19 protein-coding genes are annotated in these 20,528 nt (G+C 44.9%); 12 read left to right on the top strand and 7 right to left on the bottom strand.

Features of this window, described 5'->3' with window-relative positions:
- Positions 1-52: 52 nt before the first annotated feature.
- Positions 53-409 (bottom strand): hypothetical protein, encoded by a 357-nt coding sequence (locus tag NDI42_RS07140; RefSeq protein ID WP_190452167.1) that lies wholly within the window; start codon positions 407-409, stop codon positions 53-55.
- Positions 406-996 carry a sigma-70 family RNA polymerase sigma factor gene (locus tag NDI42_RS07135; protein ID WP_348253502.1) on the bottom strand — a complete coding sequence of 197 codons (591 nt, stop codon included), beginning with the start codon at positions 994-996 and terminating at the stop codon, positions 406-408. The genes NDI42_RS07140 and NDI42_RS07135 overlap by 4 nt, the downstream gene beginning before the upstream one ends.
- Before the next feature lie 204 nt (positions 997-1,200).
- On the opposite strand from NDI42_RS07135, the gene NDI42_RS07130 reads away from it, so the two are divergent.
- From NDI42_RS07130 to NDI42_RS07120, 3 genes are all read left to right on the top strand, one after another.
- Positions 1,201-3,189, top strand: a complete 1,989-nt coding sequence (locus tag NDI42_RS07130) for an eIF2A-related protein (protein ID WP_190452165.1) — start codon at positions 1,201-1,203, stop codon at positions 3,187-3,189.
- 78 nt (positions 3,190-3,267) lie between these two features.
- Positions 3,268-3,441, top strand: coding sequence for a hypothetical protein (locus NDI42_RS07125; protein ID WP_190452163.1), 174 nt, complete (start codon positions 3,268-3,270; stop codon positions 3,439-3,441).
- 274 nt (positions 3,442-3,715) lie between these two features.
- The gene (locus tag NDI42_RS07120; RefSeq protein ID WP_190452161.1) at positions 3,716-3,934 is read left to right on the top strand and encodes a hypothetical protein; all 219 of its coding nucleotides are present in this window, start codon (positions 3,716-3,718) and stop codon (positions 3,932-3,934) included.
- A 312-nt stretch (positions 3,935-4,246) separates the two neighbouring features.
- Here the strand turns inward: NDI42_RS07120 and gor are convergent, their stop codons facing one another.
- Complete coding sequence (gene gor, locus NDI42_RS07115; protein ID WP_190452159.1) at positions 4,247-5,647, bottom strand: glutathione-disulfide reductase; 1,401 nt, start codon at positions 5,645-5,647, stop codon at positions 4,247-4,249.
- 336 nt (positions 5,648-5,983) lie between these two features.
- Here gor and cysC point away from each other — a divergent pair, with 336 nt between their 5' ends.
- Positions 5,984-6,574: an adenylyl-sulfate kinase gene (cysC, locus tag NDI42_RS07110; RefSeq protein WP_190452157.1), complete on the top strand. Its 591-nt coding sequence runs from the start codon at positions 5,984-5,986 to the stop codon at positions 6,572-6,574.
- Positions 6,575-6,772: 198 nt separating this feature from the next.
- Here cysC and NDI42_RS07105 read toward each other — a convergent pair whose 3' ends face one another.
- Positions 6,773-7,477 carry a F0F1 ATP synthase subunit B gene (locus tag NDI42_RS07105; protein ID WP_190452155.1) on the bottom strand — a complete coding sequence of 235 codons (705 nt, stop codon included), beginning with the start codon at positions 7,475-7,477 and terminating at the stop codon, positions 6,773-6,775.
- Positions 7,387-7,938 carry a pantetheine-phosphate adenylyltransferase gene (gene coaD / locus NDI42_RS07100; RefSeq protein ID WP_190452153.1) on the bottom strand — a complete coding sequence of 184 codons (552 nt, stop codon included), beginning with the start codon at positions 7,936-7,938 and terminating at the stop codon, positions 7,387-7,389. Before coaD ends, NDI42_RS07105 begins: the two co-directional genes overlap by 91 nt.
- A gap of 183 nt (positions 7,939-8,121) precedes the next feature.
- On the opposite strand from coaD, the gene NDI42_RS07095 reads away from it, so the two are divergent.
- The 3 genes from NDI42_RS07095 to NDI42_RS07085 all read left to right on the top strand — a co-directional run bounded on the left by NDI42_RS07095 (position 8,122) and on the right by NDI42_RS07085 (position 11,726).
- Positions 8,122-9,426, top strand: coding sequence for an endonuclease/exonuclease/phosphatase family protein (locus tag NDI42_RS07095; protein WP_190452152.1), 1,305 nt, complete (start codon positions 8,122-8,124; stop codon positions 9,424-9,426).
- Positions 9,427-9,512: 86 nt separating this feature from the next.
- Positions 9,513-10,466, top strand: a complete 954-nt coding sequence (locus tag NDI42_RS07090) for a type II secretion system F family protein (protein WP_190452150.1) — start codon at positions 9,513-9,515, stop codon at positions 10,464-10,466.
- A 258-nt stretch (positions 10,467-10,724) separates the two neighbouring features.
- On the top strand, positions 10,725-11,726 hold the full coding sequence (locus NDI42_RS07085) for a zinc-dependent alcohol dehydrogenase family protein (protein ID WP_190452147.1): 1,002 nt from the start codon (positions 10,725-10,727) through the stop codon (positions 11,724-11,726).
- A gap of 18 nt (positions 11,727-11,744) precedes the next feature.
- Here the strand turns inward: NDI42_RS07085 and NDI42_RS07080 are convergent, their stop codons facing one another.
- Positions 11,745-12,353 carry a hypothetical protein gene (locus NDI42_RS07080; protein ID WP_190452146.1) on the bottom strand — a complete coding sequence of 203 codons (609 nt, stop codon included), beginning with the start codon at positions 12,351-12,353 and terminating at the stop codon, positions 11,745-11,747.
- A gap of 335 nt (positions 12,354-12,688) precedes the next feature.
- Between NDI42_RS07080 and NDI42_RS07075 the strand changes: the two genes are divergently transcribed.
- Entirely contained in the window at positions 12,689-15,022 is a 2,334-nt protein-coding gene (locus NDI42_RS07075) for a glycoside hydrolase family 31 protein (protein ID WP_190452145.1), read from the top strand.
- Between the two features lie 680 nt (positions 15,023-15,702).
- Positions 15,703-15,882, top strand: a complete 180-nt coding sequence (locus NDI42_RS07070; RefSeq protein ID WP_190452330.1) for a replication restart DNA helicase PriA — start codon at positions 15,703-15,705, stop codon at positions 15,880-15,882.
- A gap of 54 nt (positions 15,883-15,936) precedes the next feature.
- On the opposite strand, the gene rlmN is transcribed toward NDI42_RS07070, so the two are convergent.
- Positions 15,937-16,998: a dual-specificity RNA methyltransferase RlmN gene (gene rlmN, locus NDI42_RS07065; RefSeq protein ID WP_190452143.1), complete on the bottom strand. Its 1,062-nt coding sequence runs from the start codon at positions 16,996-16,998 to the stop codon at positions 15,937-15,939.
- Positions 16,999-17,176: 178 nt separating this feature from the next.
- Between rlmN and lgt the strand changes: the two genes are divergently transcribed.
- The 3 genes from lgt to NDI42_RS07050 all read left to right on the top strand — a co-directional run bounded on the left by lgt (position 17,177) and on the right by NDI42_RS07050 (position 20,311).
- Complete coding sequence (lgt, locus tag NDI42_RS07060) at positions 17,177-18,055, top strand: prolipoprotein diacylglyceryl transferase (protein ID WP_190452141.1); 879 nt, start codon at positions 17,177-17,179, stop codon at positions 18,053-18,055.
- A gap of 441 nt (positions 18,056-18,496) precedes the next feature.
- Positions 18,497-19,339, top strand: coding sequence for a precorrin-4 C(11)-methyltransferase (gene cobM, locus NDI42_RS07055; RefSeq protein ID WP_190452328.1), 843 nt, complete (start codon positions 18,497-18,499; stop codon positions 19,337-19,339).
- Between the two features lie 138 nt (positions 19,340-19,477).
- Positions 19,478-20,311, top strand: coding sequence for a dienelactone hydrolase family protein (locus NDI42_RS07050; protein ID WP_190452139.1), 834 nt, complete (start codon positions 19,478-19,480; stop codon positions 20,309-20,311).
- Positions 20,312-20,528 lie beyond the last annotated feature (217 nt).

The raw sequence follows: 20,528 nt of genomic DNA, 5'->3' as shown, positions 1-20,528 counted from the left end.
GGTTGGTTGTTAATTGTGAGTTGTCAGTTATCAGTTATTTTCTACTGACTAATTAATTGTTATTGTCTGCAAGCCACCAAGAGGCTTCTGGATCTTGGCTTTTGGATGTCTCTGGGCTTTCGTCTACGACGCTATCCCAGTTATTTTCCATAAATGCTTCTAACTCGGCAGTTTTAACGGATGCTGTGGTAGGCACCAGCATCAGATATCCTGTTACAGCCGCTAGCAGACAAGCAGCGATCGCTGGTGGTACAATCCACATCTGCCGCCGCTTGTGCGATTGTCTAGGCGAAGACGCCACCGCCTGCATAATCTTGCTCTCTAAACCTGGTGCAGCCGTTGGAACATCACCCTGGTTTTGGCGTAGAAACTCTACCAAACGTTTGTCATCATTAGGAAACTGAGTCATAGTTGGACTCCTTGTTGCTGGAAAAATTGCCGCATCAACGTTCTAGCATGGAAGAGGCGAGACTTCACTGTACCTACTGGAATCGACAAGATAGTTGCTACCTCTTTTTGCGGAACGTCTTCCAAGTCGTGCAAAACCAGTACAACGCGATGATCGAAACTTAGTTCATTGAGTCCGCGCTGCACAATATCCTGATAGTGCAGGTGCATCAAATCGGGAGCTGACTGCTCGACTGGCAGAGAATTTGTCAGGGTTTGCCTCTGGGAATACGCTTGTGCAAACTGTCGCCGCTGGTCGGACGCGACATTCCAGCTGATGCGATAAAGCCAGGTGGAAAATTGAGATGTTTCCCTCAACTTTGGTAATCCTTTCCAGACGCGAAGGAAGACCTCTTGCACTAAATCATCCAGGGATGAGGTGCCACAAAGTTGATAAATAGTTGACCTGACTCGCTGCTGATGACGCAGATAAAGCTGTCGAAAGCTCTGTGTGTCGCCTTCCTTGCAACGCTTGATGAGGTTGGCGTCGGTGTCGCGCTTGTCGTTGGGTTGATCGTTGGTTAGCGCATCGATTGGTACAGATGACACCGATTGCATCTCCACTCACCGCTGTTTGATGGACGAGACTTTAGACTGGGCTGCTGGCCAAAAGGTTCAAAGATGCGATCGCACAACTCCATCCCACGCTCTTCTCAACCAGTGACTCCCACTTAGGGCTGGGCTACACTTGAACATATCAAGCTAATGACCCAGATTTAGCGATAACTAGAAATTTTCTCAAATTTAAATTTTATGCCATTTAATATTATTGGTGCTGTCGTCGGATTTGTTGCTAGTGCTGCTGGTAGAATTGCTTCAACATTTTTTAAAAATGTTGTCGATGAGACATCTAATCTTCCTACTAAAGTTCAGGAAGTTAGATTAGATCAGCGAGCGCGTCAGGCAGAAATTGACTACTATCGGCGCAGAGAGGCAAGAGAGCAGAATTTACTAGAACTTCAAGACCTCCGCTTGAAAGCAGACCTCCAGATTGAATCGGCAAGTGCTGAACGCGAAGAACGCTCCCTTAAGCTCACAGAACGAGAACTGCAACTAAAAGCAGAGGAATTGGCAGACAAGCGTCAGATGAGTTCCTTGTATCTAGAACTGATGCGGGAGAAGACTGCAAAAGAAATTGAACTCAAGCAAAAAGAAATTCAGGCTATTTTCGATCAGCAAAAATGGCCTGGTGTTTTGAGTCGTGATGAAGTTGAACGGATTTTTGGTGATGAGCAAAAAAAACCTCGATTACTGATGTTGGTTCCACCACCAGATATCAGCGATGATTTTCCACTATCATTCCGTGACAGCCTAAAAAAAGAGGTTCGCAATCAATTAAAAGGATTTCTGGAACGACATTATTCCCTAGACGGCGAAATCTGCCCTGTTGAGTTTTACGGGAAGTATTTTGAGCGTTCGATTTTTGATGCAGAAGTCAAACAGTTGGAGACTATTTTGGCTGCTGTCCCTACGGCAATTATTTACAGCGACATTACCGATCATGAAGTTTACTTTAATGTTCGGTTCTGGGGACTGCAAGATACAGTTTCCTTGTCGTTTGAGCCTTGGAACTGGGAAGAGGCAAAAAAGCAACTACAGGAAGCCGGAAATGATGAAATTCAAAGTCTTCGCATCATTCGGCAGACAATTGTCACCCTTCACAAGCTGTTAGCAGCTTTTTTAGCAGATTGGTACTACCTCAACATCGACCCAAATTATGAACCTCAGCTATTTAATTTAGACTCAGAGATTCCGAACGCCTGGTCAAAAACAATTACTGATAAGCTTAAGCTGACTCAGCAACAGTATCAAAAAGCCTATAATACTGACTTAAAATTGCTGGCAGATTGGGAAACTAGTAAAACTCAGCCCTGGAGATGTGCAAATACTCTCTCTGGGCATTCAAATCATGTTTATTCTGTCGCTATTAGCGCTGATGGTCAAATTGCTAGTGGCAGTGCAGACAACACCATCAAAATTTGGGATTTGACCACTGGAGATTCTATTTGCACCTTCACCGGACATTCAGGTAGTGTTTCTTCACTTGCTTTTAGCCCTGATGGGCAAACTCTCGCTAGTGGCAGTGCCGATAATACTATTAAACTGTGGTATTCACGTACAGGGGTAACATTTACTGAACATTCAGACGAGCTTCATTGTGTTGCTTTTAGCCCCAATGGTAAAACTGTCGCTAGTGGCAGTAAGGACAAAACTATCAAAATATGGGACTTTAACACTGGCGAGGTAATTTGTACTCTTACGGGTCATAAAGAGGCTGTTTGTCCTATTATTTTTAGTTCCGATGGACAGAACTTAATTAGTGGGAGTAGCGACAAAACTATCAAAATATGGGATTTAAGCACTGGAAAAGCAATCCGAACCCTCACTGAACATTTAAATTATGTTTGGTCAGTCGCCATTAGTCCTGATGGAAAGACTTTGGCTAGTGGCAGTGCGGACAACACCATCAAAATTTGGAGTTTTCACACTGGCAGCCTACTCCACACATTCTCTGAGCATACAAGCGGTGTTCGCAGTGTTGCTTTCAGTCCTGATGGGCAAATTATTGCTAGTGGTGGTAACGACAAAACAATTAAATTGTGGCATTTGGGGACAAGAGAATTGATCAATACTCTTTCGGGACATTCAGAGAGTATTGGGTCAGTTGCCTTTAGTCCTGATGGTAAAACGATTGTCAGTGGTAGTAATGACAAAACTATCAAGATTTGGCAGTGTGATTGAGGCGGTAGGTTAGATGGGCTGATTGACTGACAAATCTCGGATGTGTAGGCTGGGTTTCGTGAACTCAACCCAGCACTGGTGCAATTTGTTGGCTTACTCTTCGAGAAGGCTGCCACGGATGAACGCAGGTACCGCAGACTAGATATCCTTCTGCGATCGCTAACTTCTTTTGATGCTGGTGCAGGCGATCGCTCTTTTATGACTAATACACCATACCGCCGCTTTCAAATTCACTCAGAGAATTTTAAGTAGCTATGCTTATTCTTAACTTTATCCGTATAACTACGTAAGCACTCAAAACTGAAGGCGGAAGAATGTGGTAAACACTTAAGTATAAATACGGCTTTTATTTGTTATCTCTAATTATTTATGGCAACCTGTCAAAAATATCTACTTAAAATTTGCCCAAGTCCTTAAAGCCTTTATCGAAAATTTACTGATTTTTGATTCTATTTGCTAAAACTTTACCTGAAAATTTCGTAATTATAAGTATATTGATTTACGTGTTTAGCCAATCTCAGTAAATATGATTAAGACTTACCAAAATTTATCTATAGCTACTGCTGGAACTGCTTTAATGCTGGGAATGGGCGCAGGTTTTTTATCTAGTTTAACTCCAGATATAAATGGTTGTAATCTTAGTCCGGATAATGCCGGATGCGTGTTAAATAGACCTATCGATATACAAAGAAGTGCAGAAAGAGCATCCGAAGAAACACTTAACTTTGGTGAGAACGAGGAATAATAGATTAAATATAATACTATGTCTCGATAATTGCTTCGTTGATGGTCGATTAATAGTTAGTAATTATTCATGAGCAGCCGAGGCACTCATTAGCAGCCATAGATATAGCACTCCTAAATGATTCCTCAAGGCTAGATCCCCGACTTCTTAGAGTCGGGGAACTGAAGGGCTGGCTCACACCTCAAATAGGATTGCTACATAACATAATTTAATAGCGATTGAGATTCTCTAAGTCCAACAGATAACTTAAATAGCAACACCCGCCCCTAGAAAGTTTCAGGAGCGGGGGGATAATAACACAGTAGGGGGAATTTATCGCAGAGTGACGAACTCTTCTGCTGTCGAAGGATGAATGCCAACGGTAGCATCGAAGTCTTTTTTGGTGGCTCCCATGTTGACTGCGATCGCGATTCCTTGAATCACCTCCGCTGAATAGTCGCCCACCATGTGAGCACCTAGCACGCGGTCGGTATTTTTGTCAATTACTAACTTGACCGTGACTTTCTCATCCGCGCCCGTCAAACTGTGGAACAGAGGACGGAATCGGGCGCGATAAATTTGTACGTTGTCATCGCCCAACTTTTTCCGCGCATCGGCTTCGCTGATTCCCACCGTAGCGGCTTCTGGCTGGGTAAATACGGCGGAGGCAACATTTTCGTGATTGAATACCCGGCGATTGTTGCCAAATTCAGTATCGGCAAAAGCGCGACCTTCGCCAATGGCGACGGGCGTTAAATTGATCCGGTTCGTGCAATCGCCTACAGCGAAAATATTCGGCTGGTTGGTGCGGCTGTACTCATCGACTTCAATGGCACAGTTGACGCTGTAGCCGTGCAACCTGGGTAAATCTTCGTCCTCACAATTAACAACCTTAACCCCCGCATTCTCCAAACCAAGTTTTCCCAACAAAGGTGCGCGACCAATGGCGGCTAGAACTTGGTCTGCGGTCAGGGTTGTATCCACGTCTTTGCCTTTTTCGGTAAAGGCAACCTTCAGACCTTCTGGGGTTTTTTCAATGCCTTTCCCGGTAACATTCGTGATAATGTTGATGCCGTGATGGCTCATGGCATCCTGAATGCTAGCGCGAATATCGTCATCAAAACCTTTGAGAATGCGATCGCCTCGAAGCAACAAACTGACTTTCGATCCCAGTCCGTGCATAATACAAGCGAATTCTACAGCAATATAGCCAGCGCCAATAATGACGATGTGCTTCGGCTGTTCCTTGAGGAGAAATATCTCGCGGGACGTGATGGCGTGTTCCATCCCTGGTAAATTCGGCTTGATGGCTTCCCCACCCACTGCAATCAAAATCTTGTCAGCGCTGTACCTTTTTCCATCAACTTCTACGGTATGAGGATCTACCAAAGTGGCACGACTCTTAATTAACTCCACCCCAGCTTTTCCCAAAAATCCAATATGCAACTGACTCAGACGGTGGACTTCCTTGTCGATAGTCGTCATCAGATGCTCCCAGTTTAAGCTTCTCTCTCCCACAGTCCAGCCATAGCCTGCGGCATCCTCAAACAGGTGGGAAAATTTAGAGGCGTAGACCATGAGCTTTTTGGGAATACAGCCACGGATGACGCAGGTACCGCCGACTAAATCTCCTTCTGCGATCGCTACCTTTGCCCCATAGCTAGCCGCCCGTTTTGATGCCGCTAGACCGCCAGAACCCGCCCCAATCACAAATAAATCGTAATCAAATGTCATGATGGCAAATACTCTCTTTTCTTAACCAGTGTAAAAGACACAGGCTTTGAGGGTGTTTATCTTGAGCAAAAAGGAAGTGGGGATTGGGAATTTCCTCTGTAGCGCTTGTAGTCTCTTGTCCCCTTCTGTCCAGTTTCCCCGTAGCCAAAGCAAATGAAAGTCTTAGCTTATACTTGTTACTTGAAAACTTTTAGGGTGCAAATTTCGTCTTTATGGCGGGGAATACTAAATTGAGGCGTACAGAAAGCTTATTTGATCTACCGATGCTCTTAAGCTAAATTTTCTGGAATCGCCTGTATTCACAGGGAAGCACACTTAAAAATTCAGTGAGGCAAAATGGAAAGACAACAGCGTGGTGTAACCGTTTGGTTTACGGGTTTAAGCGGTGCAGGTAAAACCACCATTAGCAAGGCAGTAGCCCAAGCTTTACAGGCACGGGGATACAAGGTTGAGATTCTCGACGGTGACATTGTGCGCGAAAACCTAACTAAGGATTTGGGATTTAGTAAACAGGATCGGGACGAGAACATCCGCCGCATTGGTTTTGTGTCTCAACTGCTGACGCGGAATGGGGTAATAGTAATTACTTCAGCAATTTCACCGTATCGGGAAATTAGAGAAGAAGTGCGATCGCGTATCGGGGATTTTGTTGAAGTCTATGTCAATGCACCGCTAGAAACTTGCGAACAGCGCGATGTTAAAGGCTTGTATAAGAAAGCTAGGGCTGGAGAGATTAAACAGTTCACTGGTATTGATGACCCTTATGAGCCGCCTCTCAACCCGGAAGTAGAATGTTGTACAAACGCCGAAAGCATAGCTCAAAGCATGGAAAAAGTGATATTGAAGCTAGAAGAAATGGGCTATGTTAAACCATTAGGCATTTTTAGCAACAATGGCAAATTAGTAGCAAATAGTTATGTAATCTAGTCTCGTTAAGAGTCTCCGACTGGGAATGCTACAGCAGTCCTAAATAATTCGTGAAGGCAAAAGACCCGACTTCTCTAAGAAGTCGGGTCTTTTGAAACAACTTTGCCGAAGAAAGCTCTAGTAGTGAAGCGACTGCCTTACTACTAGAGCTTTTCTCGCCTTTGGGGGAGGCAGAGGCTCGAAAGAAACTAACGTTGCTTATTTTTTAGGTGAATTTGGGGAAGTGCGGGTTGAGGAACCACCAGCATCAGTATGGGAGTTACGTGGAGTCGGAACATCACTTTGCAACTGTTGCCGACCGTTGCGGATTACCTTTAACATATCGTTAAGCTGCTGCTCGATATTTACCAGAACTCGATCGGCGTAATCGTCAGCTCCGTTTTGAATGTCTTCAGCTTCTTGCATAGCAAGCGATCGCATCTCTTGTAGTTCCTGTTGTGCTTGTAGGCGCATTCGCTCAATCTCAGAGATTGTTTGCTCGCTCATCGCTTCGCACTCCTGCTGCACAGCTTGCCGGATTTGTTGAGCTTCCCGTTCGGCTTGTCGGATAATGCCCATTTCATCCAAAATCTGATCGGCGCGTCGTTCAGCCGCCTCAATGATCTGCTGTGCATACTCCTCAGCTTGCAGGAGAATTTCTTCTTTCTGGCGGACAATTTCTTCCGCTTCCTGAAAAGCCGATGGCAAATTAATCCGCACCAGATCCAACTGATCCAGCAACGGTTCCTCATCAATCAAGCGGATACCAGTTAAAGGGATGCGCCTACTATCGAGAATCATTTCCTCAATTCGGTCGAGTTCCCCCTGAATATCTACACCGGATGATCCACTATCGGGTAATTCATTTTCCGGGAAGCGTCCACTACTGTCGGGGTCGAGTCGGGAAGAGTCTTGGCGTAACATCGGTAGATATCTAAGGCGACGTGCTGGGGAACAAGATGATCAACAGAGCCGCCAAATCTGGCAATCTCTTTCACTACGCTACTACTTAAGAAACTGTACTCGTTAGAAGTAGCCAGAAAAACCGTCTCAATCTGCTCGAAAAGCGTTTTATTAGTGTGAGCCATCTGTAGCTCATGTTCAAAGTCAGAAAGCACCCGCAAACCGCGCAGCAGCACACCTGCCCCCCGTATTCTGGCATAATTAACCGTCAAACCATCAAAGCTGTCTACTTCTAGATTTTGCAAGCCTTGGGTAGATATGCGTATCTGCTCTATCCGCTCCTCCACTGTAAACAGTGGCGTTTTGTTAGGATTACGCAGCACGGCGACGATCACCTGCTCAAAAAGGCGACAGCCGCGCTTAATGATGTCCAAGTGACCGAGGGTAATCGGATCGAAGCTGCCTGGATAAATTGCAATCACGGGGGATAAGTCTCAGCTAGCTTAAGGCAATTTTACTGGTTCCTTAGCCCAAAAACTGCGAATTTTTAAATGTTATTGGCGATTGTCACCAGCGCGATCGCTTTTTGCTCCCCTGAAAGAACGTATCCAGCACTCTTTGGGGAATAGCTATACTACCGGACGCACTATACACCAAGATAATCGATGGATGTGATCGCCAGAATCCTAATCACTCTATCATTGCCAGGTTTCATACTCCTGACGAAATTGCCTGGTTCAGTCGGTGACGCAACTATTAGCACAGCGCTGGGAAAGCTCGGTTCTCCCTTGGGTGCAGGGGCTGGTTTGATAATTTTAGTAATTGCCGGATTAATTGCCAACGCTTTGAGTAAAATTGTTGTTGATGGTTTGCTAATCTGGTTTTATCAAAAGCGCTGCAACTCTGAACCCGAAGAAACCCTCCTTAAAGAGATTGACAATTTCCCACTTTCTACTGACTTAAAAATTAAGCTCAAATGGGCTGTCACTAAAAACCCTATCCGCCCTTTTCCTCAAGGAAAACGCCTCCTCAAAAAAGAATTTACCTTCTTAACTGTTGTCCTAGCCCTTTTCTCTCTGGCTGGTTATTTTGGAAGATTCCACAAATTATTAGAACTTACTTCCCATTTCAAGCTTCAATATTTAATTCTTAGCTTTTGTCCTTTTATTTTATTTTTACTCAGACAACGCAGGAAAAAACTTTTATTTATTATTACGATACTTTGTATAATTTTAAACTTGCTTGAGGTTCTGCCTTGGTATATTCCTCAGCCAGCAATAGCATCTGAACAATTACAAAAAAGTTCTAGATTTCTACTATCGAATGTATATTATAAAAATGAAAGTCATTCTAGAGTCATTTCGCTAGTCAGAGAAGAAAAACCAGATGTTGCTGTTTTTTTAGAAGTCAACAATCTTTGGTCAAAAGAGTTAGAAAAATTACAAGATATTCTTCCATACACTTTTACATCAAAAATGCCCGAAAAAAGCCTAAATCTACAAATCTATAGTAAAGTGCCTCTGGAAAACACCCAAATAAAATCTTTGGGAGAAGGTAGACCTGCTTTACTGGCAGATGTAACTATTCAAGGAAAAGTGGTGTCAATTATCGCCACTCATCCTAATATCCCCACTACAAACTCTTCTTTTAAACAGCGTAATCAGCAGTTTAAAGCGATAGGAGATTATGTTCCTAGAATTAAAAATCTAGTTGTGTTAATTGGAGATTTGAATACAACTATGTGGTCGCCGTTCTACCAAAGAATGGTAGATAATGCCGGACTTATTAACACTCGGCAGGGATTTGGCATCCTACCAACATGGAAAACTCCTATTCCGTGGGTTTATATTCCCTTAGATCATTGTTTAGTCAGTCCAGAAATTCAGGTTAAAAATTTTCGCAGAGGTAGGGATGTGGGGTCAGATCATCTGCCCGTAATTGCCGATCTAGTAATGCCTAAAAAAGCTTAAAGTAGGATTTGGGGGGTTTTGTTACTTGAAACACCGCGCCCCTCAACCTACTAGAATTATTGTAAACAGCAATAATAAATTTAACAGTGCCTCTACCAGCAAAATTAACAACCAAACAAAAGGCTCTATTTTTTCAACAATTCGCAAGTTTGCTGAATGCCATGTCGATACAGCAAAGCTTAAACTTGGCGGGAAAAGGTCAAAATTCTGCTTTTGGAAGCTATTTACAGAAAGTAGCAGTAGCTGTGGGAGCAGGTCAAAGTTTGGCGGGGGCGCTTGCTCTTGATTCTCGATATTTTGACAGTTGGACGATAAGCTTGATAGGCTATTCAGAATATAGTGGATCGCTAACAGAAGCTTTTAAAAAACTAGCGATCGCACACTTTACCAAAGCCAAACGAGAACGCCTGTATCGTTCGGTACTGCAAAGCGCGATCGCGCTGATTTGGAGTCTGTTGGTACTCGCAGCTGCAATTTTTAAACGTAACCCCCAAAATCTCACCCATCCTGGTTTTTGGCTGTGCAGTATTGGGTTAGCATTGCTTTTAGTTGGTGTAAGTTTGTTGAGTTTTCGCTTTCCAGGTAGAGGGTTACAGCGGTTAGCAGCGAAACTTCCCGTTTTGGGGAAAATAATCCAAACGCGATCGCTACTTTATTTTACCGAGTTGGCGTTGCCCTTAAGTTGCGGTATCCCTATCCTCACCGCCTTAGAATTATTGCGATCGCATATCCCCGATCCTCAAATATCAACCCATGTCGCGAAAGCTTCTCGACAAATTCGCGCCGGAAGAACCCTCAGCGAAAGTTTACAAAGCAAATTACCGCCAGTTGCAATTCAGTATATTCGTACTGGCGAAGAAACAGGAAATCTCGACGAGGCGTTGCGAAAAATGGGGGAATATTACGAAAGCGAGTTAGATCGAAGCTTGCAACAGTTACAGGGCATCTTGCGCCCTGCGAGTATTATAAGCTTAGGATGTTTGGTGGCGTTAGTAGGAATTAGAGCGATTAACTCGCTAATAAACTCGCTACCAACTTAAGCTGAGAGGAGGAAGTTAATCGAATATTTTTTCCTTCTATACAAGCAATATTCTACTATATAGCAATCCTATTTAAGTTGTGAATGAGTATTCGCCTTGGCGTAGGGACACGGCAGTGCCGTGTCCCTACAGGGTTTCACGAATCATTTAGGATTACTATAGAACCATCAAAATTTATTCAAAAGAATAAAATATAATTTTAATTAATAAAACTTGCACATCGCGTAAAATATTATCAAAAAGCTATCGGAATTAAAGATGAAAGCAGTCTTGATGACAGAAGCCGGCGAAGCTGAAGTTTTACAACTTCAAGAAGTACCAGATCCCACCATAGAAAAAGATACAGAAATCTTGGTGCGTCTCCATGCAGCAGGAATTAACCCAATTGATACGAAATTGCGGGGACGCGGCACTTTTTATCCCGATCAAATGCCAGCTATTTTAGGTTGTGATGGTGCTGGCGTGGTGGAAGCTGTGGGTGATGCGGTGCAGCGATTTCAAGTAGGGGATGAGGTGTATTTCTGCTGTGGTGGACTGGGTGCTAAATTGGGGAATTATGCACAAAAAGCTGTGGTAGATGAGCATTTTGTTGCTAAGAAACCTGCATCGTTGGACTTTGCTGAAGCTGCTGCTGCACCTCTAGTTTTAATTACCGCCTGGGAAGCCTTATATGAACGAGGACGTTTGGAACCTAGAGAGAAGGCATTAATTCATGCTGGTGCTGGTGGTGTTGGTCATGTAGCAATTCAACTAGCTAAATTGAAAGGTGCGGATGTTTGTACTACTGTCAGTTCTGAAGAAAAGGCTGAGTTTGTCCGCGAGTTGGGTGCGGATCAGGTAATTTTTTATAAAGAAACAGACTTTGTGCAAGCTACTCTGGATTGGACTGGAGGAGAGGGCGTAGATTTAGCTTTTGATACGATAGGCGGGGAAACATTTTATAAAACTTTTCCGGCGGTGCGGGTTTACGGGGATGTCGTGACGATTTTGGAGCCTGACCCAGCTTATATTAATTGGAAGACAGCGCGATCGCGCAATCTCAGAATCAGCTTTGAACTGATGCTAACTCCGATGTTGCAGGGACTTGTGGAAGCGCAACAGCATCACGGAGAAATTTTAGAACAATGTGCAACCTGGATTGATGAAGGTTCGCTGAAAATTCACCTTAGTAAAACCTTCCCTTTAGCAGAAGCAGCAGCAGCTCACAAAATGTTAGAAGCTGGGTCAGTTACAGGGAAAATTGCCTTAGTAATTGATTAGCAATAATTCGACTATGGACTACACTTTTGCAGGTTGCTTCATCACCTCCAAAAGTGCAGTTAAAGCGTCGTCTTCCGAGGAATTAACTTGTCCATCAAGCCAAGCAATGCTGACAGCTTTGGGAAGTGCGATCGCTGCTAAGTCTGGATCAATTCCTGCCATCAGGCGGTCAAGCGACTGGGGAACTTTCAGGGCCGACCTGATGCCTAGTAGCATTTGCTCATCTAAACCCAGTGCTTGCAGCTGATGAGATCGGATTTCCCAACCAACTCTCACCTCCGGTTCGGCAACTTGAATTAAATAAGCAAACAACCGCTGTAGCTTACTTTGTTGCTGAGGTGTCAACTGAGGCTGTAAATACTCGACTGGGACATCATTTGCTCCTTGGTTGAGATTGTGGACAATTTGCTGCCAGTCGTGAGAGTCGCACCCTTCGGGTTTCCCTACTGTCAAACAAATAGAAATTTTTTGGTCAGAGTCCGCCTCCAGGTGAGTCACCTGTGCCTGTACACCAAGAAATCCCAGCCATTGGGCTATCGTCGAAATCAGTGTGGAACGTGTTGCCAAAGAGTTAGCCAGTGACCGAATTTGAGTGCGAACCATTGGGCGCACAATTTGCGAAAGCATAAGACAGCGTTACTTAATTTGCTCGATTTTATATCTTTATTAACCCTTGGACGGGCAATCTGTACTGTTTCCAACACAACTTTTGCAGGATTAATTGTGAGTTTGTGACCTCTCCCCAGCCCACCAGGTGCTAGGGGAGGAGTTTTTTTCTCCCCTTCCTCGTATAAAACATTTATTTGGCTTCCCTCTCCTCTTAGGAGAGGGTTAGAAAGAGGTGGGAAGGGGTTGGGGGTTAGGTTTTTTATTCGCCAACCTACAGACGAAGTAATTCAGCCTGTGGGTATATTGTCCATTGGAACTGGTGGAATCGATATTGATTTGTAAAACCAGAAACTATGCCGCAATATTTTGGAAAACTTCCCACAACAGGGGCATCTTGGTCAACTATAGGGGCAGTACAAGGAATACAACGTCACCAGCAGGGTGTAGATTTTGATTGTGGTGGTTCGCGTCTTGCCATCAGCATACTAGCAGCAAATTTAATTCGGGTACGCTTGGCACCAAAGGGCGAATTTATGCCGCGTCGGTCTTGGGCGGTGACACCCGATGATGCAGAATGGTCAGTTGTACCGTTTGAAGTAAAAGAAACTGATGCAGCGGTAGAAATTTTAACAGAACAGCTTCGCGTGCGCGTTCAACGTAACGAGTGTCGTGTAGAGTGTTTTGATCAAGCAGGTCAAGCGATCGCGCACGATACTGGTATGGGAATGGCTTGGCGTACAGGCGCGATCGTAACTTGGAAGCGCATCGAAGCTGACGAACATTTCTATGGCTTTGGCGAACGCACCCGACTACTCGACAAACTAAGCGAAGTTAAGACGAACTGGACACTTGATGCTCTAGATTATGACTCGCTCACTGATGAGATGTACACTTGCATCCCATTTTTTATCGCCCTGCGCCCAAATGTTAATTATGGCATCTTCTTCAACACCACATTCTGGAGTCAATTTGACATTGGTGCAGAAGAACCAGGAGTCTTGCGGATGGAAACGCGAAGCGATGAGTTGGATTATTACATCGTTTATGGTTCCGAACCCGCGCAAATTCTTCGCACCTACACCCAGTTAACCGGTAGAATGCCGTTACCGCCGAAGTGGGCTATTGGTTATCACCAATGTCGCTGGAGTTACGAGTCAGAAGATGTGGTGCGGGAACTTGCAGCCGAATTTCGGAAACGTCGCATTCCCTGCGATGTAATTCATCTAGATATCGACTACATGAACGGCTACCGGGTTTTTACCTGGAGTCCGAAGCGATTCTCTGAACCAGCAAAATTGGTAAGCGAACTGGCGCAGGATGGCTTCAAGACGGTGACTATTATAGATCCGGGAGTGAAGTATGAGCCAGAAGGCGATTATCACGTTTTCGACGCGGGTGTTGAAAAAGACTACTTTGTGCGAAAGACAGATGGTGAGTTATTCCACGGCTACGTTTGGCCGGATAAAGCTGTTTTTCCCGACTTTTTGCGTCCGGAAGTGCGAGAGTGGTGGGGTGATTTGCACCGCAGCTTAACTGAGGCGGGTGTTGCTGGGATTTGGAATGATATGAACGAACCAGCGATCGCAGATCGTCCTTTCGGAGATCCGGGGGAAAAAATTTGGTTTCCCCCCGATGCGCCGCAAGGTTCCGAAGCAGAACGCACTACCCACACCGAAACTCATAACTTATACGGACAGTCAATGGCGCAAGCTGCTTATGAAGGCATGAAAAAATTGCGTCCTAATCAGCGCTCGTTTATCTTAACCCGATCCGGTTTTGCCGGCGTTCAGCGTTACTCTTCCGTATGGATGGGCGATAATCAATCGTTGTGGGAATACCTGGAAAACTCGCTGCCGATGCTCTGTAATATGGGACTATCGGGTGTGGCTTTTGTCGGGTGCGATGTTGGCGGTTTTGCCGGAAATGCCACCGCTGAGTTATTTGCGCGGTGGATGCAAGTGGGGATGCTGTACCCACTGATGCGCGGACACTCGGCGATGACGACAGCGCAGCACGAACCTTGGGTATTTGGCGATCGCACAGAAAATATCTGCCGCGAATACATTAATCTCCGCTACCAGCTGCTACCTTATTTCTACACTCTTTTCTGGGAAGCCGCGACCACAGGCGCACCGATTTTGCGCCCTTTGCTGTATCATTTCCCCAACGATACCCACACTTATAAACTTTACGATCAGGTATTGCTCGGTTCGTCGCTGATGGCTGCACCCGTTTATCGTCCGGGAGTTGAATACCGCGCTGTGTATCTTCCCCAAGGTACCTGGTACGACTGGTGGACTGGAGAGCGTTACGAAGGAGCGACGCATATTTTAGCACACGCACCGTTAGAAAAAATGCCGCTTTACGTGCGTGCTGGTGCGATTATCCCAATGCAGCCTGTGATGCAGTATGTTGATGAGCGTCCATTAGAGGAACTTACTCTTCGCATCTTCCCCGGAAATGGCGAATTTACGCTTTACGAAGATGATGGGCATACTTTTGAATATCAAAATGGTGCTTGGGCGACTACAACTTACCGTGTTAGTTCTGAGGGGCTGGAAACAATTGTAGATATCGAAGCGCGTCAAGGGCAATGGACACCAAGTCGCGAAACCATTGTACAAGTTGTTGGTGTGGGCGAACAGCGTTTCGTTGATGATGGCACTTCGCGCCAGCTGAGGTTTTAAGTTTAAACGCTGGCGATAGCGCGGTCGCGCCGCAACGCTAACGCAGAGGTGCGTTGAAGTAGGCGATCGCGTCTATCTCTATCTTTTGTCACTTTTGAATATATCCACAGGCTGATGAAAAATATTAATTAAACCTTCAATATTTTTATTTTTAATAAAAAAAATATCCTTCTGGTTGTATTTTTAGCAAAGAAACATTTCTAACTGGTGTAAAAAAACATACAAATCGGCGCTTAATGTAAGGCAAACTTTACACAATCTTTAAATTATATTGGCTTTTCAAAGGTCTAAATACGGCTATTTATGGCGAATACGCCCTTTATATGCAGGTAATCCGCCTGGGGATCAAAGGATATAGATTATATTTCTTAGGACTGAATTAATTAAAAATCCTTAAATATGCTGGCTAATTAGGAATCATAGGGACATAATAGAAAAGAAAGCTCAATCTTTTTTATGTAAGCCTTCAGGAGTAAAGAGCAAGAAAAAGTCATTATGCGTAGAGGCGTAGGGCATACACCAATACAATTAATTTTGTATTTCTACTTCTGAATCTTTACAATTTTTAAAACATTGAGTTTAGCTAAATTGTTAATTTAGCTCATTTTTATCTAGCGGCATTGCTGCTAAATTTGACAAATTTTTACTTTAAGAAACTGACTCAAATGAAGACTTTAAAAATGGAAATAGTCCAAGCAATTAGATGCCCAAACTGTGGCAGTCCGGCGGAACGTTACTATATTAATAGTAGTAATCTGACTCGGACACAATGCCACAGCTGCGACTACTTGATGGTGACTTGCTCTCTCACGGGCAAAGTGATAGAAGCTTATGCGCCTGGACTATACGCCCATAAATAAACAGTAAAAAAAGGCAAAAGAATTCTTTTGCCTTTTTACATTACCGATGAGAGTTTACTTTTTACTGGCACGAAGTTGTCCGCAAGCTGCATCTGCTTCCAAACCACGCGAGTAGCGGATGCTAACAGCAATATGTTGCTTTTTCAAAGCGGAAACAAAAGATTGAATCCGCATAGAACTAGGACGCTGATAATCGGCTTCTTGAATAGGATTGTAGGGAATTAAGTTAACGTGACACTGGAAACCCCGCAAGTGTTTGCCTAATTGTTCGGCGTGTTCTGGGAGGTCGTTTACACCCGCCAGCAAGATATATTCAAAAGAGATGCGACGACGAGTTATCTCTACGTACTCGCGACATTCTGCTAATAACTCGTCTAGAGGATAGCGGTGTGCGGTAGGGATGAGTTTTTCGCGTAGCGGCTGATTTGGGGCGTGCAGGCTGACGGCGAGAGTGACTTGCAGTTGATGTTTAGCGAGTTGGTGAATGCGATCGCGTACTCCCACTGTGGAAACTGTCATCCACCGCTGTCCAATTCCCACATCTTTGTTCAAAGATTCAATTGCACCGAGTACATTATCTGTATTCAGCAACGGTTCGCCCATCCCCATAAATACAATGTGGCTAACTCGTCGCCCGAAGTCTTCTTGAACCGTCAACACCTGATCGATGATTTCATGTTTGGCGAGGTTGCGGATGAAACCTCCCTTACCAGTGGCGCAGAAGTCGCACGCCATCGGACAACCCACCTGAGACGATACGCAGACAGTGAAGCGTTTTTCGCTGGGAATACCAACAGTTTCGATAATTTGACCGTCAGCAAGTCGCAGCAGATATTTTACCGTTTTGTCTGGGGCGACCGAGCGGTAATGTAGGGTGGAGCGTCCGATGGGGAAATCGGCTACTTGGTCGCGCCACTGTTTAGAAAATACAGTAATGTCAGAAAGCGATCGCGCCCCTTTTTGATAAATCCACTGATATAGTTGCTGTCCCCGGTAAGCGGGTTGTCCCTGTTCCTGAACCCATTGGGTTAATTCTGACAGGGTTAATCCCAACAGGGGACGAGTTAAGGTTTTGGTAGACGAATCGGTAGTAATCATAGGAGTAACTTGAGACATAGCAGCAAATCTTTCTAGGATCTCTATGCTATAGCTTCTGGCTTAAAAGTGGAGTAGGGTATAGCTCATGAAATACAAGACTCGAAGCAAGCATCCGATACACTATTGAAGTGCGATGCTCACATGAAAGCAAAGCACATTAACGGGTCGATCCCCAAGATACGATCAACCAAAGCCCATGCTTCTTGATATTTCCACTTTGCCTCTAGCTTTTCAATTTGCCTCCCCAGGCCCGACTCTAGTTGAACTAGGGCCTTTAGCCATCCGTTGGTACGGCCTTTTAATTGCCTCAGCAGTATTAATTGGGGTAAGCCTTTCTCAATATCTGGCAAAGCGCCGTAAAGTCAACCCAGACATAATCAGCGACTTGGCACTATGGCTAATCGTTTCGGCAATTCCCAGCGCCCGACTCTACTATGTTTTGTTTCAGTGGTCAGAGTACGCCCAAAAGCCAGGTGATATTATTGCGATCTGGAAAGGTGGCATTGCCATTCACGGAGCCATAATCGGCGGTAGCTTGGCAGCTTTGATTTTTGCCCGACTTCAAAAAATTCCCTTCTGGCAATTAGCCGACTTGGTAGCGCCCTCTTTGATTCTCGGTCAAGCAATCGGACGTTGGGGCAATTTCTTCAATTCTGAAGCCTTCGGTCGTCCGACAAATCTGCCCTGGAAACTCTTTATTCCTTACCCTAATCGTCCGGCTGGGTACAAAAATTTTGAGTATTTCCATCCTACCTTTCTCTATGAATCCCTTTGGAATTTAATGGTGTTTGGATTACTGATAACTTTGTTTTTTCGGGATTTGAAGAGACCACGCCTCAAATTGGGTACTCTCGCTTTAATTTACATGGTGGCTTATAGTGCCGGCCGCGTCTGGATTGAAGGATTACGTACCGATAGTCTGATGCTGGGCCCACTGCGGATTGCTCAAGTAATAAGTCTGAGTGGAATGACTCTAGGATTAGCTGGTTTAGCTTGGCTTTATCTATTCCGCCGCTCTCTGCCAGATGTTGTATCATCCCCCAATAATCAGAATGCTGATGAAATTAGTCATTAGCCATTAGGTAATCGGAATAACCAGGATATAGTAATCCTTGCAGAATTGATGAACTTCTCTGTTCCCTCTTTCCTGTGTATTTAATTGATTTGAAAAAGTCCACAAATCTGAAGGTGAGAAGGCGAGATACCCGACTTCTTCAAGAAGTCGGGTATCTGAAGGACGCGGTCACAACATTAGCAATTCCTCAAAAGATAAAGGAAATTTTGCAAAAAAAAAAGCCCTAGAGATTAACTCTAGAGCCAAACCAGGGTGCATCTACCATTACTTGATTACTAGGAAAATCGGAAAAACCCGGAACATTGCCGCAAATAAGCCAAATTTTTTGTTCTACAGCATCTCAGATAATAGATACCACGGGTGCGGCTCATCAAAACCAACAAATTAAAATCTCTGTTTCTCCAATCCCCAATCCCCAATCCCCATTTCCGAGGTTTTACAGTGTCTGATGTAACTGAATCTATCTGTGAAAAATCATTGCCTCCCTTGGCACCAGCAGTTTACATCGTCGGTGCAGGGCCGGGAGATCCAGATTTATTGACTGTCAAGGCGCAAAAATTACTGGCTGTTGCAGATGTAATTTTATTTGCTGATTCCCTGGTTCCTGTGAAGATTTTGCAGGGTGTGCGTGCGGACGCGGAGATTATCCGCACTGGCAATAAAACTCTCGAAGAGATTTTACCAGTGATGATCGAAAGAGTGCGATCGCATAAATCTGTAGTCCGCCTCCACTCTGGCGATCCTAGTCTCTACGGTGCCGTACACGAGCAAATGCAAGCCTTAAATGAGGCAGATATTCCTTTTGAAGTCGTCCCCGGCATCAGCGCCTTCCAAGCTGCTGCTGCCAAACTCAAAGTTGAACTAACTGTACCAGAATTGGTACAGACTATTATCCTGACTCGCATCAGTGGTAGCGCCTCCGCCGTACCAGAACGAGAAGAGTTAGCATCTCTGGCAGCGCATCAAGCTTCTTTATGTCTTTACCTGGCGGCGCGTCATGTCGAAGATGCACAAGCGAAACTGATGCAACATTACCCCGCCGAGACACCAGTAGCGATTTGCTTTCGCTTAGGGTGGCATGATGAAAAAATTTGGGTAGTTCCCCTGCACCAAATGGCAGCTGTAACTAGGCAGGAAAATTTAATCCGTACCACACTTTATGTAATTAGTCCAGCTTTAGGGAATGTGGCAGGGCAAGAGCCTCTGGCGACGGAGAAACGCCGTTCGCGTCTTTACCATCCCGAACACAGCCACCTATTTCGCCAGTCGCCCACATCGCCTTAGCCGGGATGCTTTGCCAACGAAGTTTGTCTTTGCTGCCTTAAATTATATAAAGCCTTTGCGTTGGCAGGCTTTGCTTGTGTAGCGCCACCATGTGACATAAGCGCACTTTTGTAAGAATATGTTGGAGAAAAACCGCTAATGCAATTCACACGCAGACAATTTATCGCTGTAACCACGCTGGCCGCAGGATTTGCCCTAGCAGTTCACCCGATTTCTGCCCAAGTTATCACCACAGATGCTAAAGGTTTGGTGGCGGGTGAGGTGAAGATTCCGGTAGGAGATGGGGAAATTCCAGCATATAGGGCAATGCCTGCGACTGGCAGCAATTTCCCGGTAGTGTTAGTAGTGCAGGAAATCTTCGGCGTACACGAACATCTGCAAGATATATGCCGCCGCTTTGCCACAATGGGTTATTTAGCGATCGCGCCTGAACTTTATGCCCGTCAAGGCGATGTCTCCAAACTCACCGACGTTCAGGAAATTATCAGCACAGTTGTCTCAAAAGTTCCAGATGCTCAAGTCATGTCTGATCTGGATGCAACTGTCGCTTGGGCAGCCAAATCAAGTAAGGGGAACGCAGATAAACTCGGAATCACAGGCTTTTGCTGGGGTGGGCGCGTCGTTTGGCTGTATGCTGCTCACAACCCGAATCTAAAAGCTGGAGTTGCTTGGTACGGACGCTTAGTTAGCGAGTCTAGTCCCCTTACTCCCCAACACCCCATTGACATTGCAGATGAGTTGAAAGCGCCAGTTCTGGGACTCTATGGCGGCAGTGACAACGGAATTCCTAATGAGACGGTAGAAAAGATGCGTCAAGCTCTCAAAGCCGCAGAGAGTCCTTCGGAAATTGTACTTTACCCAGACACTCCGCACGGTTTCTTTGCCGACTACCGCCCCAGCTACCGGAAAGAGGAAGCTGAGGATGGTTGGAAACGCCTACAGGCATGGTTTAAGCAGCATGGTGTCGCTTGAGAAGCTTGAGTTAAAAACCCGTGTAGGTTGAATGGCACTTAACTTTTGAGTCGTGAACTAAAGCCGTGAAATTTATTTCACGGCTCAAAGCTAAAACCCGTTAAAACTGACATCTTGCACCATTCTCAAGAAGTGGGGTTGCAAAGCGGGTAAAAATCTGAAAAAAAGGGCGTAGAGAAAAATTCAAAAAATGGTCAATGCTAACCATCCTGAGTTA

Source organism: Funiculus sociatus GB2-C1, assembly GCF_039962115.1.
Classification (GTDB): domain Bacteria; phylum Cyanobacteriota; class Cyanobacteriia; order Cyanobacteriales; family FACHB-T130; genus Funiculus; species Funiculus sociatus.
The sequence above is the reverse complement of the archived record's forward strand: the minus strand, read 5'-3'. Positions and strand labels throughout refer to the sequence as shown.